Genomic DNA, 18,016 nt, shown 5'->3' with positions numbered 1-18,016 from the left:
TCGCCACCGTTTTAATGTATGACCGTAAACGGCATAAAAGAGTAGATACAAATAGCAGGGAACCAGTACCCAATACGCCTGACGTAACGTGAACGCATCGGCCAGGTACCCATAAATTAGCGGCATGATGGCATTGCCACACAGGCCCATAATGAGCAGCGATGCGCCTGCTTTGGTAAAACGCCCTAATCGATCTAAGGCCAGTGGCCAGATACCTGCCCAGACCAGCGAGTTGGCCAGCCCTAAGCTCACCAGAAACCAGAGCGATACGTCGGAGCGATGGCCCAGAACATTCACCTCGCCATGCGAGAAAATAATGCCCAGGCTCAGCAACAATCCCAAACCCGTACAGATACGTAACGCATTGACCTGCCTAATGAATCGCGGGATGGTGATGATGCCCACTACGTATCCGCAAATGGTCATAAACAGAATGTAGGCCGGAAATCCTTTGGCTTCCAGCAGCGACATATTCATCGAACCAGCGTAACCGATTACCGTATCAATCGCAATAACCTGTGAACCCACGTGAAAAAAGATGGCCACCGCACCCAGCACCAGATGCGGGAAATGCAGAATACTGGTTTTTTCTGCATTGGCAACGGCCAGCTCTTCGGATTCGGTTTCGGTATCGATTTCAGGCAGGGGAGAGTAGCGAATGAACAGGCCCAGTCCAAACAGCACAATACCTACACAGGCATACGGTACAATCACCCGACGGATCAGCTCGTCCAGCGCCACGGCCCGGTCGGTGGCCGACATAAGCGGCAACTGCTTAAATAGTTCAGCATCCGTCGATTTCAGGATTACAGCCGCAAAAAGCAACGGGGCAATAATGCCCGCCGTTTTATTGCAAATGCCCATAATGCTCATCCGCTGAGCCGCCCGTTCGATAGGCCCCAAAATCGTTACGTAGGGATTCGACGCCGTTTGCAGCACCGCCAGTCCGGTGCCAATCGTAAACAGCCCCGTCAAAAATACAACATACGTGCGGGTATAGGCCGCCGGAATGAACAGCAACGCCCCCGCCGACATGATAAAGAATCCGAACATCATGCCCCGCTTGAAGCCCACTTTTTTCAGGAGCAACGCGGCTGGCATTGACATAACCAGGTAGGAAATGTAAAACGCAAAGGCTACCAGATACGACTGAAAATGAGAGAGTTCGCAGGCGATTTTAAAGTACGGAATCAGGATGGAGTTGATCCACGTAACAAAGCCGAAAATGAAAAACATGACGCCAATAATCACAATCGATCCCGTTGTGCCTCGGGACGTAGCGGCCGGATTGTCGATGGTTTCCGAAGTAATCATGTGCGTATAGGTTAATGTATCTACGGACTTCAATACGTACCTGAATTGAGACGATTTACGAGCTGAAGCCGTAGACGTCACTACTCTGAACAGATCAACGCTGTATTTCTACTGTCGCTGGTACATCTTTTGCCCAGCTTTGTGCGTTTCCAGAATCAGTAGTTTATCGTCTATCTGGTCAAAAACAACCAAATCGGCTGGAGCGCCAACCGTCAGTCCCTTCGATTGAGGAAGCCCAAGCAAACGACCCGGCCCCAACGAAGCCATATTCCAGGCTGTCGGTAACGTAGCAAGCTGACACGAAAGCAAATGCTGAACGCCCCAGATCAGCGGCTGAGCCGAGCCTGCCAGTACGTTCGGTTTTCCGGCCAGATGAAGTTTCCCTTCTTTCGTCAGCACTACGTTATCGCCGATGTGCGTACTGTATTGCCCCGGTTCACAACCCGCCAGACCGACGCTATCGCTGACCAGCAACGCTCGTTCACCTTTTACGTTCATGACCACCTTCAAAACCGAATCGGGCAGATGAAAACCGTCGGCAATTACACAGGCGGTTAAGTCGTCCTGCGCGAGTTGGTCCCAGATATAATTCGGATGGCGAGGCAGAACCTGATGCGATGCATTTCCTAAATGCGTAGACAGTCGCGCACCAGCCGCTACGGCCTCCCGAATTTGCTCCGACGTAGCGGCTGTATGACCAATCGAAACGATAACACCAGCAGCTACGCAGTTTTGGATAAAATCGGCAGATTCCGGCCATTCAGGCGATAACGTAACGATTCGGATTAGACCACCCGACGCTTCCATAAATTCCCCAAAAAGCGACCAGTCCGGCGGTTTCACGTGGGCTTTGGGATGTGCCCCAACGGGACCCTCTTCGGTTGAAATGAACGGCCCTTCCAGATGAAAGCCAGCAATACTTTTCCTAACCATCGGAAAACGGTCGCAGGCTTCCCGAATGGTACGTAGCGCCGTTTTGATACGTTCGCTGGAGTTGGTAATCACGGTTGGCAGATAGGACGTAACACCCTGACTCCATAGCAATTGCGTCAACGTATCGATTTGTTCAACAGTCAACGTATCACTATTCACATCTACTCCGCCAAAGCCATTGACCTGCAAGTCGATCAGTCCAGGGCCAATCAATGGCAGATCGCCGGACAAATTCATGTCCGTTTCAATCTGACGAATACAGCCATCCTGCCACGTAACAGTTATGGCTTCGCCTGTTTGATAATGACGCCCGGAAACACGCTGATCGGAATGGGTCATATCCGTTTTTTTATAATACGGGCTGTCCGTAGGAATCCCGATCTACGTAGAGCGTGCAAGCGGGGTGCTGTCGCAAAATCGAAGCAGGACATTCTGTTGTGATCGGGCCGTACAAGGTGTTTTGAATGGCATCGTGCTTTGTGGGTCCGGGAACGACGCAGAACAAATGTTGTCCCGATAACAGGGTCGGAATGGTGAGCGTCAACGCTTCTTCCGGTACGTCGTCGAACGTAGCAAAACAGCCGTCGTTTACCTGCTGCTGACGACAAACATCATCTAATTGCACGCGCTTAATCAATTCAGAATCAACAAAATCAGCAACGGGTGGATCATTGAAAGCCAGATGCCCATTTTCGCCGATACCCAGACAAACGATGTCGATAGGCGCCTGTTTTAACAACTGTGCGTACTGTTCGCAGGCGGCAACGGCCCCCGCCGAATCATCGATCAGATTCACGGTTCGGGGATTCACTTTCGCGAATAATTTCTGGGTCAGGAAATGGGCAAATCGCTGGGGCGCATCGACCGACAAACCAACGTATTCGTCCATGTGAAATACGTCGATCCTTGACCAGTCAATCGTTTGATCGTTAGCCAGATAATCCAGTAGTTCGTTCTGCGATGGTGCGGCCGCAAACACGATTCGCAGGATTTCTTTTTCCCGCAACAGCTCATTGATTTTGGCTGCTACGTCCTTCCCGGCGGCTGTACCCATTGCTTTTCTGGTCTCAAAAACACGCACTCGCAGGGCATCCACCTGCTGACTTAGTTCATTCATAGTTGGTTTGAATTATGCGACGGCTTCGCTACGTTAAACAGTTGGTTCCCAGCCTTTTTGGTATTCGCGTTGCCACAATTTTATCGCCTTTGGATTGTCCCTGATATGGCCATTAGCGGGGTCCGTGCGAAGCGTGTCGCCGGAACGTAGCGCGATGTTGCCTAACTGACAAAGCAAGGTGCTTTTGTGCCCGCTGACAATGTCGGATGCCAACGGCGTACCTTTTTTGATGCCATCGAAAAAATTCTGGATATGAAACGCATCCAGCTTCTGCGACGGATTCATCCGATCGCGCGGATCGATCGGCAAATCATTCTGTACTTCTTTGACCAGCTTATTCTCCAGATCAAAGATTTTGTACGAATTACCGCTTTCGATGAGGAGCGAGCCTTTTTCGCCGTAGAAAATAACCCCAACGCTGTTGCCCTCCACGGTCCGGCCGTTGCAGCTTCGGCCTTCCCAGGTCATGTTGGTATTGTTCGCAAATTCCCAGTTAACCACCTGCGTATCGGGTGTTTCCCAATCGTCCTGATAGCGGTAGCGTCCTCCCGACGACGTAACGCGCGTTGGGTAATCGACGCCCAATCCCCAGCGCATCAGATCGACCATGTGCGTACCGTTGTTCAGGCATTCGCCCGTTCCCCAATGCCAGCGCCAATGCCAGTTGTAGTGAATCAGGTTATCCTTGAACGCCTGACGCGGAGCCGGCCCCTGCCACAACTCATAATCCAGCCAGGACGGTACAGCCACGGTTTTACCAATACCCATCGACGGTCGGTTGTTGGTGTACCAGCCTTTGGCAAAATAGGGTCGGCCAATCACGCCGTTTTTGACTTCCCCTATGGCGGCTGCTACGTTCGGCCACGTCCGGCGCTGATTCCCCATCTGGATCACATTTTTGTATTTCGCGGCCGCTTTTACCAGCAATTCGCCTTCGTGCGGATTATGGCTACAGGGCTTTTCCAGATACACGTATTTTCCCGCTTTCGACGCCAGAATAGCAGCCGGTGCGTGCCAATGGTCGGGAGCGGCTACAACCAGGGCATCCATATCCTTGTCTTCCAGCGCTTTCCGAAAATCGGGCTGCGCTCTAGGCTTCTTTTTCTGGATACCCTCTACCGTCGAAATGCATTTATCTGCTGCCCGCGAATCCACATCGGCGATGTACATCACTTCGCAATTCGGTTGAAGTGCGTAGTTTGAGGCTAAAGCCAAACCCCGACTGTTGACGCCCATTACGCCAACCTGTATACGCTCGTTTGCTCCTACAATATTGGCATAACTTCGGGCGCTGAAGCCGGGCAATATACCGCCTATTGACAAAGTTGCCGCCCCGGCTATCGTCTTTCTGATAAACTCCCTACGCGAATCGTTTGGCGTATTCATTCTCTTTGAATTGGTGATCTCTATAACACTACGAATCAATTCCTTATTGAGGCTATAAGCCTGTTTATACTTTTTATTTTTGGTCAAAAACCGGTCTGATTTTGTCATTCCGACCGGAGGGAGGAATCTCAATTATCCCATTAGTCACGCTTGAGATTCCTCCATCCGCTCTGAATGACAAAGACACGACTCGATTATATCAATTTTAGAAAGTTTAAACAGGTTCTATTTTCCCGAAAACATTACGTGCTAGAACGTGCTATAATCGACCAACTTTACTCAAGACCGTTTCGAGCTTAACCGGAACTCCGCCCTGCCGCTTGCTTTCATCTGCGGCTTCCATGAAGGCGAAGATTTCCAGCGTTTCTTCGGGTTGCACCGGTACGTTTCCTGTTTCAAAATAGCGGATAATTTCACGGAGCAATGGCTCGTAACCCATATATGGCCCCAGTGCTACGTTCCCTTTTTCGGTGTAGACGGTTCCTCCATAACCGGGCTTACCCGTCCGCGTTCCACGAAATGTACCAATTCGGCCATCGGCCCAGGTACCTACCACTACGTCGGTACTATCTGTATGAACACGAACGACCTGCCGACACCCCCGTCCCATTACCGTAAACAGTGTTTCGACGCCATGAATCCCGTACCAGAACAGATCCGGGTGCGTCTTTTCCAACGTAGCAGGACTGAACGTATCGGCGCCCAAAACCTGACTTTTCTCCAGCCCTTCCAGACCTTTGATATACCGCAGGGATGACGACGAAAAGATAGGCACATTGTATTTTTTCGCGGTCTTGAAAATAGCCACTACGTCGGCCAGCGAAGCCGCAATTGGTTTGTCGATAAACAGCCGTTTGCCCGTTTTCAGAACCTGCGTCGCCTGGTCCAGATGCAGCCGCCCGTCGTTGGTTTCCAGCAGTACTACGTCTACTTTTTCGAGCAAATCCCCAATCGACATAACGATTTCGACACCGGATTTTTTCACCTCTTCGCTATATCCGGCAATACGTGAGGTGCTCGATTCTATGTCTTTGCTGCCGTACGGATAGGCCGCCACGACCCGATATCCTTTGTAGTCGGCCGGTGCATCGGATGCATTGAGAACTTTCGTGAAGGCGGTACTATGCGACGTATCGAGGCCGATAATTCCAATGCGTTTGCCGGGTGCAGGCATTTGCTGATACATGTCTGGTAAATGCAGACTCAACGCGGTAGCGGCTACTCCTTTAACAAAAGTCCTTCGGGTGTACATCTGATTTATGAAATCGATTTAGGGTCACTGTTTATTTTACAGCAAACAGTACGTAGCAGTAGAGATAATTTGAAAGAAAATATACTCCATCGAATTTAACACTCTTATGAGTGGTCAAAGATCATCCGCCAGCCGTCTCTGCTTTTTTCCCATACGGTCGTAAACCACCCGGTCCGGTCAGGTTTATCTCCACCGGTTAGTACGAATTTACCCGTCACTAAGGCGTTGGTCTTACCCAACATACGAACGTTAATCTGCTCATAACGTAATTGCTGAAGCGGCCGACCCGTTTTCCAGAAGCCTTTTTTCATGGTATTTTCGATCACCTCTACACCTCCTCTTGGACCATTGGGACCCATTTCCTGCGCATCGGGCGTGTAAGCACCCAGATACTGCTGCAGGTTGCCCCGGTTCCAGCCTGCCGAGGTCGAATCTAAAGCCTGACGTATCTGGTCTTCGGCAGAGGCAGGCTTTGGCTTAGCCAAACAGACCATTGCCGTCAATAAACATAACGTAACGAGGTTAAGCAGTCTGATCATTAGGTACAGGTTTAGTTGTGACTGATAAAGACATAGTTACATCGAATGTAGTTAAAATAATAAAGCGTCCGGTGCTTCCATTACGAGTAATCGACTAGCGAACGAAACCCTATAAAACAGGAAAAGCGACCTTAGGCCGCTTTTCTATTCTTGTTAAATCGGAGATTTATTTATCGTCGAAACTCTGAATCATGTTTCGGTACATGGTCGACGCTTTCCACTGTCCACCCGCAATGATCCGCCGGATGGTGTAAAGCGGCATCTGATCGTCGCGTTTATCGGCCAGCGAAAAAGCCGCCAGATAGCCCCGCTTCTGGAGTTCGGGCAAGGCTTGTTTGTTCCACAAACCAAACGGATAGGCAAAATAACGGACCGGTTTACCCGTAATGGCTTCCAGCTTGGCTTTCGGCTCTTCCAGTTGAATTTTCCAGTCGTCGCCCTGGTATTTCTTTACATTGTGATGATCCCAGGTATGGCAGCCAATCGTATGACCCCGGTCGGCCAGATCTTTGATCTGCGTTTTGTCCATATACGGCTGTTTTCCCCGGCGACCAATGGCTACGGTCATGATAAAAAACGACCCTTTGAAGCCGTGTTTTTCAAGTACAGGCGCAGCCACTTCATACTGATCCAGATCGCCATCATCGAACGTAAGCATGAACGGTTTTGATGGCAACGGCGCGCCCGTAGTCAGGTACGCATACAGCTGATCGGGCAGAATCGAGTGGTAACCACTGTCGGCCAGCATCTGCATCTGCTCCTTGAAAGCCGCAACCGGAATGATGTAATCTTTCGCGCTTTTGGAGTCGGTAGCCCGCCAATCGCGAACCTGATGATAACACAGAACGGGCACCTGCGGACGCGCCAGAATCGTGGCGGCATCGGCGATTTTACTGGCGGGAATACTGGTCGGGTCAGGCACCGACGTAGCGGCTGCTGTGTTTTCCTTAGCTGTCGCGCCGGTCGTTGCGGAATCGGCAGATGACGTACTATCTGAAGTTGAACCCTTTGACTGACAACTTGTTAAACCGTTGGACACTAAAACAGACAGACCGATAGCTGCTGCAAAAGATACTGCTTGACGAATGAACATACGTAATAAAAATGTTCCCAAACTTAATAAAAAGTCAGGCGACTCGTAGATTAAAACGTTGATTCTGATTAAACTTTTCGAAAGTATTTAGCCAAAAAACATGAATATGCCTGAAAAGTATCGATCTTTTATCGTTGCTACGTATCAGCCCATCGACGCTACGTTCGCGTTATTAACGAAAACGAATCAGCAGCGATCGTGCAAAAAATACCTTTGTCTTCTATGAAAGCTCAGCTTTGCGTACTCAGTCTATTTTTTCTTACCGCTTGCTCAGGCAACGAAAAACCCACTCAGACCGAAACAACCGACTCCGCTAAAGCCATCGTTGACAGGGCTACACAATCGACTGCCGTTTCATCGACCCACCCCAGTTCCGAAAATGGCGTCGTGACAGGAAGTGATACGTGGCAGTATTCAAAAACAACTGACAGGGAAGGACGTAGCGTTTATAAAGCGTCCATTAGTTCGCCCACTCCGCTCGAATTTGAGTTTCCTTACAACGGCGGTTCTGTTGCTACGCTCACCATTCGTAAACGCGCAGACGATACGCATGTGTACATTCAGGTGTCGAAAGGCCAATTCAACCGGAGTTTTCAGGAAGGCAAAGCCCGCGTTCGTTTCGACGGCGGATCACCCGCTACGTACGCCTTTTCAGCCGCCGAAAATGGGAGTGCCAACGTTATCTTTTTCAACTCCGAGCGTGAGTTGATCAAACGAATGAAAGCCGCCCGAAACATGCTCGTCGACGTTGAATTTGCCGGGCAGGGCTCGCGACAGATTGCTTTTAATACGGCTGGGCTACAGTGGAACTATTGACAAAAGGCTAACGAGCATCGGCCTATTGCTTCTCTATCCAAACTACCGGCAGAACCATGGCCTGACTCCAACCCCGTAAATATTAATGACTTTTAAATGAAGGAATGTATACATTTAACTGATTTTTAACAACTTACCAGCATAGGGCGTGTTTTTGATAAGAAAGTTCGTACAACCTTATCTAAAGTAAACGACTATGAAACGGTTATTTTTCGTCGCTGCACTAGCGCTGGCGACAGGCCTGACTCAGGCGCAGAATGTTACGGTAAACAGCGAAGCTAAACCCAACACCGATTTTAGCAAATACAAATCGTATGTGTGGGCATCCCAGGTGGACAACAAACTTGATCCAGGACTTTATTTTCTCAATGATCTGGTTCTGAAAAAACAGGTGCGTGATGCGGTCGGTTTCGCGATGGACGGCCGGGGCTACAAATTCACACGGCAGAATCCTGACCTGATTGCCAATTTCCGGGTATTTGACAAGCCGGCTACGATCAAAGGCTACACCAATACCGGATCCGATTATTTTAGCGCTGGCGAAGTACAGTCCCTAGGCGACGAACAGGACATTAAGGTGCAGCCGGGTACTATCCTCGTGAATCTCGTCGATACCAAAACCGACCAGGTCGTCTGGACGGGTTTAGCCTCTGGCCTAACGTCTGATAACGGCTTCAACCGGCAGCAGGGCAAAATTCGTGAAGCCGTCAATCTGATTTTCAACCAATACCCTTACCGGGCCGACAAATATTAAACGCTCAACAAAACCACAGAAGGCGCGGCATTCTTCGGAGTGCTGCGCTTTTGTTTTTTACAAACGATTGTGAAAAACTAATAAGCTTTCTACAGAAGGATGACAATCAGTCAGCGAGTTTTCTGTTTTTGAGTATGACCTGCCTTGACAACATCGCCGACGAGGCTTGACCCACCCTGTTTGAGCCGGGTAAATTTTCGGATATAAGTGATTAACAGGCTCTGATCAAATGGGGTCGGCATAGTATAAAAGCTTACGCCGTAAAGATAATGCTACGTTACCTAATATTGCCTTGCTCTTCTTTTTGCCGTATTTTTATCGACTTACAACCTAATTTTTAGAATAAAATTCTATGAAATCACAATTTCTTGCAGTAACGCTCTTATTACCATTACTTGCGGTGGCCCAACCCAAAGCGAAAAAAGCGGCTGTTCCCAATGTTGACTCTGATAAGAAAACGGTTATTGCCGATCTGGATAAACGGTTTCCGGAATATGCGGGTATCTCGAAGCAAATCTGGGATTTTGCGGAATTGGGCTATCAAGAAGAGAAGAGTTCGGCCCTACTGGAAGAGCAACTTAAAAAAGAAGGTTTCGACGTAAAAACGGGCGTAGCAGGGATTCCAACGGCTTTTGTCGCTACGTATGGTTCGGGCAAACCCGTCATCGGCATTCTGGGTGAGTACGACGCACTACCCGGTCTGGCTACAGAACCCAAGCCCGAATTTACGCCGATTGCCGGGCAAAAAGGTGGGCACGGTTGCGGTCATAACCTGTTCGGGACGGCGTCGGTAGCGGCTGCGATTGAGGTGAAGGATTGGCTCAAAAAATCCGGTCATTCTGGAACGATCAGGATTTATGGTTGTCCGGCTGAAGAAGGTGGTTCGGGGAAGGTGTACATGGTGCGTGAAGGGTTGTTCAAGGATGTCGACGTAGTGTTGCACTGGCACCCCGGAGCCGCCAATGCTGCGGATGCCAGTTCGTCGCTGGCGAATAAAAATGCCAAATTCCGCTTCAAAGGAATTGCAGCTCACGCGGCTGCATCGCCGGAGCGGGGCCGGTCGGCGCTGGATGGTGTGGAAGCGATGAACTACATGGTCAACATGATGCGCGAGCATATTCCGTCAGATACGCGCATTCACTACGTTATCACAAAAGGTGGCGAAGCGCCTAACGTAGTACCGGCCTTTGCGGAGGTCTACTACTACGCTCGCCATAAAGACCGCGAGATTCTGCAAAGTGTTTGGAAACGTATTGAAAATGCGGCCGAAGGAGCAGCCAAAGGAACCGGTACGCAAGTGGAATGGGAAGTACTGGGTGGCGTTTACAATTTATTGCCGAACGTAACGCTGGCTGAAATTATGCACCAGAACCTGCAAACGGTGGGCGGAGTCAACTATACGCCTGAAGAAACAGCCTTTGCCAATAAGATTAGCACAACGTTCAATGGACCCAAAGTGGCCATCGAAAGTGCCGCTCAGGTACGTGACTTCCGTACGGCGTCCGAAACCACGACCAGCAGTGCTTCTACCGATGTTGGTGACGTCAGTTGGGTAGTGCCTACGGTTGGGTTGTCGACCGCTACGTGGGTGCCCGGGTCATCGGCACACAGCTGGCAATCGACGGCTGCCAGTGGCATGAGTATCGGGCAGAAGGGTATGCTGGTAGCCGCCAAAACACTGGCCCTAACGGCTTTAGATCTCTACAAAACGCCCGCCGTTATTGAAAAAGCTACCGCCGAATGGAAGCAGAAACGCGGAGCTGACTTCAAATACGAAGCGCTGCTCGGCGACCGTAAACCGGCGCTGGATTACCGAAAATAAGGCCATGACGCAGAGATACACAGAGGTTTACAAAGGTTTTCTCTGTGTATCTCTGCGTCATAACATTTCCACTCTTGTTTCCCGTAGAACTCCCCAAGCCGACTAACGTATTTATACGCTTAGTCTTAATCTACCGGAATCAAGGTTATGAAAAAATTCGCGTTTCTGGTTCACCTCGGCAGCAGCCATCGAACAGGTTTTCGTTTGCTGAGTACTCCACTCGGATGGATTCCGGATGCGGTCTATCGGTTTGCGTTACGTCATCGTCCGCTGGCGCCGTGTATCTGGAGCGACCTAACACTGACCCACAACGTAACAGAGCCAGAAGGCCATATCATCGTACTGCCCTACACCAGTCAGCAACTGATGGAGCAGCCAGATGCCTTCCTGCCGCATCTGGAAGAAGCGCTGGCGCTGGCCACTTCAAAAGGAGTAGAAATTTTAGGAATGGATGCCCTGATCTCGCGGATCACACAGGCCGGGAAACGTATCGCTCAGAATCCTTATCTATCGATTACCAATGGGCATGTATTCACGGGCGTCATGTTGTGGCAACGAACGGCTCAATTGATCCGTGAATGTCATAACCCTAAACCAGTTATAGCCATCGTAGGGGCTACGGGTTCCGTTGGTATACTGGTCAGTACGTTACTTTCTCATCACCAGAACGAGGTACGGTATTTGCTCATCGATCGTAACAACCACCAGCTCCATCAGGTAGCAGCCAGCCTGCGAACAAGTAACGCATCGGTTGATGTGATGGTCTCACAACAGCCTGATCTGCTTCAGAAAGCCGATATTGTTATTCTGGCAGGTACGCCTGACTATACACTGCAAGCTCATCACCTGAAAGTCGGTGCCATTATTCTGAACGATACACCCTTCAACGCTACGTCCCAATCGACGTTTGCGAAACGCCCCGACGTAACAATTATCGATGGTGGTTTAGTCGCTACGCCAACACTGCGGTTCCTCCAGCGCTCCGTCGGATTGCCTGATTCCGTTTCGCACGCGGCTCTGGCCGAAACGCTGCTGCTGGCAGTCGCCCATCATTCCAGCCATTTTGGTATTGGAACGCCCGTGCTGGAACAGGTTGACTACATTCAAACGCTGGCATATCGGTTTCCACAGCTTGGTTTTGGCCTCGCCCCCGACCACAGCTTCGGAAAGCCGATTTTAAGACGCGCGGTGGTTGCCCGCCAGTCCAGCGCTCGCCCAAAACTACGCTTCATACCCGACACCAGCCTTCCTTCGGTTAGCCGTTCTAAACCGATTGGATGTTATTAAGATTACCTTGCCCGTTGCGGTCGGAGTCTGTACCTTTGCGGCAAATCTTAATGATTGAATGACGGAATGATTGAATGATTGAATGCCTTCTTCAAAAATTCGATTATTCAATCATTCAACAACTCTATCATTAGAAATGCTTCGAACGCACACTTGCGGGGAACTCCGCCTTGCTGACGCTACTAAAACGGCTACGTTGACCGGCTGGGTCCAGACCATTCGCGATAAAGGTGGCGTGTTGTGGATTGATCTCCGCGACCGCTACGGTATTACACAGCTTCTGCTGGAAGACGGTCAAACGGCACCCGAACTCTTTACCATTGCCCGTTCACTCGGACGCGAATTTGTCCTTCAGGCATCAGGAACGGTCATCGAGCGGAAGTCAAAAAATCCAAATTTACCGACGGGCGATATTGAACTGAAGGTGACGGCGCTGACCGTCCTGAATCCGGCTAAATTACCGCCCTTTCTCATTGAAGACGATACCGACGGGGGCGACGACCTCCGCCTGAAATACCGCTACCTCGACCTGCGCCGGAATACGGTTCGCCGGAATCTGGAGTTGCGCCATCGAATGGCTCAGCAAACGCGGCTCTACATGGATGGACAGAACTTTATTGAGGTCGAAACGCCGGTTCTGATCAAATCAACGCCCGAAGGAGCACGCGATTTTGTCGTACCCAGCCGCATGAACCCGGGCGAATTTTACGCGCTTCCGCAGTCGCCACAGACGTTCAAACAATTGCTGATGGTGTCGGGATTTGACCGGTATTATCAGATTGTGAAGTGTTTCCGCGATGAAGACCTTCGCGCTGATCGTCAGCCAGAGTTTACGCAGATCGACTGCGAGATGTCGTTTGTGGAGCAGGAAGACATTCTGAACATGTTCGAGGGGCTAATTCGGCATCTGTTCAAAGCCGTAAAGGGAGTTGAACTGGACGAAGTACCACGCATGACCTATGCCGACGCGATGCGGTTCTACGGTTCCGACAAACCCGATACGCGCTTCGACATGAAGTTCGTGGAACTAAAAGGTACGTTCGATACGGTCGATATGACCTCTGGAAAAGGCTTCGGCGTATTCGATTCGGCGGAGTTGGTCGTGGGCATCAATGCTCCTGGCTGCGCGCATTACACACGCAAACAACTCGATGAATTGACGGAGTGGATCAAACGTCCGCAGATCGGTGCGAAAGGGCTGATCTACGTTCGCTACAACGAAGACGGCACGTTAAAATCGTCGGTCGACAAGTTCTATTCAGAAGAGGATTTGCAGAAGTGGGCCGCTCATTTTGGCGCGAAACCCGGTGATCTGATGCTTATTATTTCGGGCGATGCGGCTAAGGCTCGTAAGCAGTTGAGTGAGCTCCGTCTGGAAATGGGTAGCCGGCTGGGTCTGCGCGATCCGAATGTGTTCAGCTCCTTGTGGGTGCTCGATTTTCCGCTACTCGAATACGGCGAAGAAGAACAACGCTGGTTTGCCATGCACCACCCCTTTACGTCGCCCAAACCGGAAGATATTCCGCTGCTCGAAACCGATCCGGGCGCTGTTCGGGCAAACGCTTACGATATGGTTATCAACGGTACGGAAGTGGGTGGTGGCTCCATCCGGATCTTCAACCGCGACTTACAGGCGCGCATGTTCAGCATTCTGGGTTTCTCGGACGAAGAAGCGAAAGCGCAGTTTGGTTTCCTCATGGATGCGTTCGAATACGGTGCTCCTCCGCACGGCGGTATCGCCTTCGGTTTCGATCGGCTGTGTTCGATCTTCGGTGGCGAAAATTCCATCCGCGATTTCATCGCCTTCCCGAAAAATAACTCGGGCCGCGACGTCATGATCGATTCGCCGTCAACTATTTCTGACAAGCAGTTGGATGAATTGAAAATCGCATCGACGGTTGTGAAATAGCGAGTTTGAGTAAACTAAAAGTGGTGTCAGGTTTTCGAACCTGACACCACTTTTAGTTTACTCAAACTCCCACTTGCTCACCCACGGGTCGCGGGTTTGCTGCTGAAAGCGCTTTAATTTCTCCTGCATCCGTTTCAACGTAGCGGTATATTTTGGGTTTGCCGCCAGATTCTTCACTTCATCAGGATCAGCCTGCAAGTCGTAAAGCTCAAATTTTGGCCGGTTCAGAAAAGCGTTTGCGCTACGTTTCCCATACACGTTTTGTTTAGTTCGGAGGATGTCCTGCCACGTAAACGAGTTGTACAGATCAAGCGCCATCGGAAACGGCAGGGCATGTGCTACGTTATAGATCAACTTATACTGGCGTTCACGTAGTACGCGCATCGGGTAATACATGGTTATTTCGTGTAGCGAATGCGACGCATAGACCTCATCCCAACCCGTTACATTCTCCTGTTCAATTATGTTCTTAAACGAACGGCCCTGCTTTGCTACGTTGGTGACGCCCGCAAAATCGAGCAGCGTGGGCGTTACGTCGACCCACGAAATGAGGGCGTCCTGCACGAATCCTTTCTTGTGTGATTTGGGGAGCTTAACAATGAACGGCAGACGCATACCGGGCTCATACAAGGTTGTTTTTGAACCGGGGAATGGTGCGCCGTTATCGGACAGATAAATAATCAACGTATTGTCGTACTGACCGGCCTCTTTCAGGTAGTCAACCAATCGTCCGACGCCCTGATCAATCCGACTAACGGATTCGTAGTACTGCGCCAGCTCAGCCCGACAAGCCTTTGTATCAGGCAAATACGTGGGAACTTTAACCTCTCGTGGCTGGTAAAAATGATCGCCTACCTGCGGATAACCGCCGGGTCGGTTGCCGAATACGTTTGGCTTCGATCCATCGAAAATTGGCTTTCCATCAGACCCAACGGTATTACTCCGGTGCGGATCGTCACTCGCAAAGTATAGAAAGAAAGGGCGGGCGTCGCTACGCTGGTCGGATTTTTCTTTTAGAAAATCATAACAATACCGAGCCATTTCTACGGGGCTACGGCCGATCGACGCCGGATCATTCGTGCCACCGCCTTTCAATACCTGCTGAAAATGATACGTTCGCTCCGGCGCTACGTGAAACTTACCAATCCGAGCCGTTCGGTAGCCAGCCTGTTCGAGCAAAACGGGTAAGGAACGTACCGTATCGAACGAATTGAAATGATGCACCTGATGCTCCAGGCCGTACATGCCGTTGGTATGATTGTGTAAACCCGTCAGCAAAACCGACCGGCTTGGACTGCAACTGGCTGTTGTGCAAAAAGCATTCGAGAAACGAATTCCATCCGCTGCCAACTGATCAATGTGTGGGGTGCGTATAGCTGTATTTCCATAACAGCCAACCGCTTCCCGGCCATGATCGTCGGCTACAATCAGCACAATATTGGGTCGGGAATCTGCCCTGAGCTGCGCGGTCGCTTTCGGGTGGTACGTTACGTTATAATCTATCCCTGGAGATAGCCAGCTATAAATTCCAAGCAGGACTCCGGTAAGTATACCACCAAGCGTGTAGTTCGTGTGCATGAACTTGCTGTAACGCGGGTAAGAACCCGCAATTTTTAGTCGTGATTGCGAGGTCTTACCCGCGTTACAGCAAGTTTATTCTTTTCTGACGATTTCTTCCAGAAAGGCCCGAAACTTGTCGGCGAACTCGGGGCGCTTCAGAGCAAATTCGACGGTTGTTTTCAGGAAATCGAGTTTGTTGCCGATGTCGTGCCGCTTTCCTTCAATACGGTGCGCATACAGATTTTCGCGTTTGAGCAACAGCAGCATGGCATCGGTCAACTGAATTTCGTTGTTTTTACCAGCGGGCGTTTGTTCGAGCATAGAGAAGATTTCCGGCGTCAGTACGTAACGTCCGGCAATAGCCAGGTTTGAGGGCGCTTCGCTAATGGCAGGTTTCTCCACCAGTTGATCCAGCTCCAGAATCCGATCGCTCAGCGATTTTCCACCAACAATGCCGTAGCGGTTTACCTTGTCGTGTGGCACTTCTTCCACCCCAATTACGGAGCAGCCATACTGTGCATACGTATCAATCAACTGCTGCGTAACGGGGATTACCGAATCCATGATCGTATCGCCCAGAAGAACGGCAAACGGCTCGTTACCAACGTGATGGCGCGCGTAACGTATCGCATCGCCCAAACCATTCAGTTCGCGCTGACGAACGTAGTGTAAGTTGGCCATGTCGGAGAGTCGGCGCATTTCGTCCAGTAACAACTGATCTTCTTTTTCTTCGAGTCGGGTTTCGAGTTCGAAGTTTCGGTCGAAATGGTCTTCGATGGCCCGCTTACCTTTCCCGGTAATGATCAGAATATCTTCGATACCCGAGTCGACGGCTTCCTGCACAACGTACTGAATCGTGGGACGGTCGATGATGGGCAGCATTTCTTTTGGCTGAGCCTTCGTAGCAGGCAGAAACCGGGTTCCAAGTCCGGCAGCGGGGATAACGGCTTTTTTTATCATGAGCAAAGGGGTAAGGGCAGAGGGCAGAGGGCGTGTAGAGGTCATAGATTTAACCCCATGCCCTTCACCCACTGCCCTATGCTATACAACATACGGCTTAATAACGCGGGCGTTTATTTTTCGGAGTTCAACGAACAGCCGGTTCAACATGGCATCGTCGCGGTAGAGGCCAATGATTGAGCCTCCTGAACCCGTGAAAGAGGCAGAGGCTCCACAGGCGCGGGCCGTTTCGATCAGGCTTCGGTTGCGGTCGCTGATATTATAAATGGTGGCACGCAGGTTAAAATTGCGATTGACCAGTTCATGCAGTGCTTCCGTATCCTGCCGCTGAATGGCTTCGTGCCCTTCGCGCGCTACGTTAGCAATAGCATTCATGGTTTCGACAACCAACGGTTCGCCTTTGAGCCATCGCCCCTTCACATCGTTGTGCACCCGACCCGATTGTTTGCCTAGATCAGTATTGTAAGCAATGTACAGTTTCGGTAACAGACGAGGATCAATGGGCTCATACTCACCGTAGCCCTGACGTTCCATGATAGCCTGGTCAAAGTCCATATACACACACCCTTCGTAGCACTGAATGACGCGATCCTGCAACCCAGCCGTAATGCCCAGTTCCTCAGCTTCTGTGGCAAGCACCAGGTTGGGTAATATGGGCTGCGGAATCTCGATGCCATAGAACTGCATCAGCGCCCGGAACGTAGCCACAATAATGGCACTGGACCCCGATAAGCCCACCTGCCGGGGGATTGACGTATTATAACGAATCGAGAAGTTCTTGTTCGGTAACCGGATCTGTTCGGCTTCGCAGTATTCCGCGAACTTCTTGATGGCCGCTTTCAGCAGCGGCACTCCTCCATGATAACCGAGCGTACTAACTGCATCCCGTAAATGATGTAAACTTCTGAATACGTTTGTATCCTGTGGCTGAGGTTCGATGTGCAGTTCGGGCGAACGATAGAGCGTTACCGACGCGCCAAAATTGCGAACACTGATAGCAATGGTTTTACCAAAAAAACCGTCGGACGGGTTGCCGAGCAGGCCCGCCCGGGCATAAGCGCGAGTTTCGATGAGCAACGTAACTGGTGCGGAAAACCGTTTCCGCTGGTTTGGCTGAACAATTAAACGACAAGTTTACGAAAGAATCGTTAGCCTAAAGAATTGTAAACGAAATCCGTCAAAGAAAAAGCGCCCGGGAACGTTCCCGGGCGCGTTTGTAAGTCGTATGTATAAAATAATCTACTCTTTTAAGTCATTTTTCTCCACGCTTTCTT

At 50.5% G+C, this 18,016-nt stretch carries 15 protein-coding genes; 5 read left to right on the top strand and 10 right to left on the bottom strand.

Going from position 1 to position 18,016, the window contains the following annotated elements; genetic code table 11:
• The 7 genes from ACOJS8_RS25670 to ACOJS8_RS25640 form a co-directional block, all read right to left on the bottom strand.
• Positions 1 to 1,314 (bottom strand): sugar MFS transporter (locus tag ACOJS8_RS25670; protein WP_420151413.1); only part of this gene is annotated, 1,314 nt, incomplete at its 3' end.
• 108 nt (positions 1,315 to 1,422) lie between these two features.
• Positions 1,423 to 2,586: an N-acetylglucosamine-6-phosphate deacetylase gene (nagA, locus tag ACOJS8_RS25665; protein ID WP_420151412.1), complete on the bottom strand. Its 1,164-nt coding sequence runs from the start codon at positions 2,584 to 2,586 to the stop codon at positions 1,423 to 1,425.
• Between the two features lie 10 nt (positions 2,587 to 2,596).
• On the bottom strand, positions 2,597 to 3,364 hold the full coding sequence (locus ACOJS8_RS25660) for a glucosamine-6-phosphate deaminase (protein ID WP_420151411.1): 768 nt from the start codon (positions 3,362 to 3,364) through the stop codon (positions 2,597 to 2,599).
• A gap of 33 nt (positions 3,365 to 3,397) precedes the next feature.
• A complete protein-coding gene (locus tag ACOJS8_RS25655) occupies positions 3,398 to 4,750 on the bottom strand; it encodes a Gfo/Idh/MocA family protein (protein ID WP_420151410.1) in 1,353 nt (450 codons plus the stop codon).
• A 259-nt stretch (positions 4,751 to 5,009) separates the two neighbouring features.
• A complete protein-coding gene (locus tag ACOJS8_RS25650) occupies positions 5,010 to 6,002 on the bottom strand; it encodes a Gfo/Idh/MocA family protein (RefSeq protein ID WP_420151409.1) in 993 nt (330 codons plus the stop codon).
• Between the two features lie 104 nt (positions 6,003 to 6,106).
• On the bottom strand, positions 6,107 to 6,541 hold the full coding sequence (locus ACOJS8_RS25645; protein WP_420151408.1) for a YybH family protein: 435 nt from the start codon (positions 6,539 to 6,541) through the stop codon (positions 6,107 to 6,109).
• A 166-nt stretch (positions 6,542 to 6,707) separates the two neighbouring features.
• Positions 6,708 to 7,634, bottom strand: a complete 927-nt coding sequence (locus ACOJS8_RS25640; protein ID WP_420151407.1) for a polysaccharide deacetylase family protein — start codon at positions 7,632 to 7,634, stop codon at positions 6,708 to 6,710.
• Between the two features lie 222 nt (positions 7,635 to 7,856).
• Here ACOJS8_RS25640 and ACOJS8_RS25635 point away from each other — a divergent pair, with 222 nt between their 5' ends.
• From ACOJS8_RS25635 to aspS, 5 genes are all read left to right on the top strand, one after another.
• Positions 7,857 to 8,450: a hypothetical protein gene (locus ACOJS8_RS25635; protein WP_420151406.1), complete on the top strand. Its 594-nt coding sequence runs from the start codon at positions 7,857 to 7,859 to the stop codon at positions 8,448 to 8,450.
• A gap of 196 nt (positions 8,451 to 8,646) precedes the next feature.
• The gene (locus ACOJS8_RS25630) at positions 8,647 to 9,204 is read left to right on the top strand and encodes a DUF4136 domain-containing protein (RefSeq protein WP_420151405.1); all 558 of its coding nucleotides are present in this window, start codon (positions 8,647 to 8,649) and stop codon (positions 9,202 to 9,204) included.
• A 352-nt stretch (positions 9,205 to 9,556) separates the two neighbouring features.
• On the top strand, positions 9,557 to 11,026 hold the full coding sequence (locus ACOJS8_RS25625; RefSeq protein ID WP_420151404.1) for an amidohydrolase: 1,470 nt from the start codon (positions 9,557 to 9,559) through the stop codon (positions 11,024 to 11,026).
• 147 nt (positions 11,027 to 11,173) lie between these two features.
• On the top strand, positions 11,174 to 12,313 hold the full coding sequence (locus ACOJS8_RS25620; RefSeq protein WP_420151403.1) for a saccharopine dehydrogenase NADP-binding domain-containing protein: 1,140 nt from the start codon (positions 11,174 to 11,176) through the stop codon (positions 12,311 to 12,313).
• A 136-nt stretch (positions 12,314 to 12,449) separates the two neighbouring features.
• Positions 12,450 to 14,222: an aspartate--tRNA ligase gene (gene aspS, locus ACOJS8_RS25615; protein WP_420151402.1), complete on the top strand. Its 1,773-nt coding sequence runs from the start codon at positions 12,450 to 12,452 to the stop codon at positions 14,220 to 14,222.
• Between the two features lie 57 nt (positions 14,223 to 14,279).
• Here aspS and ACOJS8_RS25610 read toward each other — a convergent pair whose 3' ends face one another.
• The 3 genes from ACOJS8_RS25610 to ACOJS8_RS25600 form a co-directional block, all read right to left on the bottom strand.
• Complete coding sequence (locus ACOJS8_RS25610) at positions 14,280 to 15,800, bottom strand: sulfatase (protein ID WP_420151401.1); 1,521 nt, start codon at positions 15,798 to 15,800, stop codon at positions 14,280 to 14,282.
• Between the two features lie 75 nt (positions 15,801 to 15,875).
• A complete protein-coding gene (gene galU / locus ACOJS8_RS25605; RefSeq protein WP_420151400.1) occupies positions 15,876 to 16,742 on the bottom strand; it encodes a UTP--glucose-1-phosphate uridylyltransferase GalU in 867 nt (288 codons plus the stop codon).
• 81 nt (positions 16,743 to 16,823) lie between these two features.
• Complete coding sequence (locus tag ACOJS8_RS25600; protein ID WP_420151399.1) at positions 16,824 to 17,819, bottom strand: mevalonate kinase; 996 nt, start codon at positions 17,817 to 17,819, stop codon at positions 16,824 to 16,826.
• Positions 17,820 to 18,016 lie beyond the last annotated feature (197 nt).

The sequence above is a fragment of the Spirosoma sp. genome, assembly GCF_048594605.1.
Taxonomy (GTDB): Bacteria; Bacteroidota; Bacteroidia; order Cytophagales; family Spirosomataceae; genus Spirosoma.
This window is presented reverse-complemented; position numbering and strand designations above follow the sequence as displayed.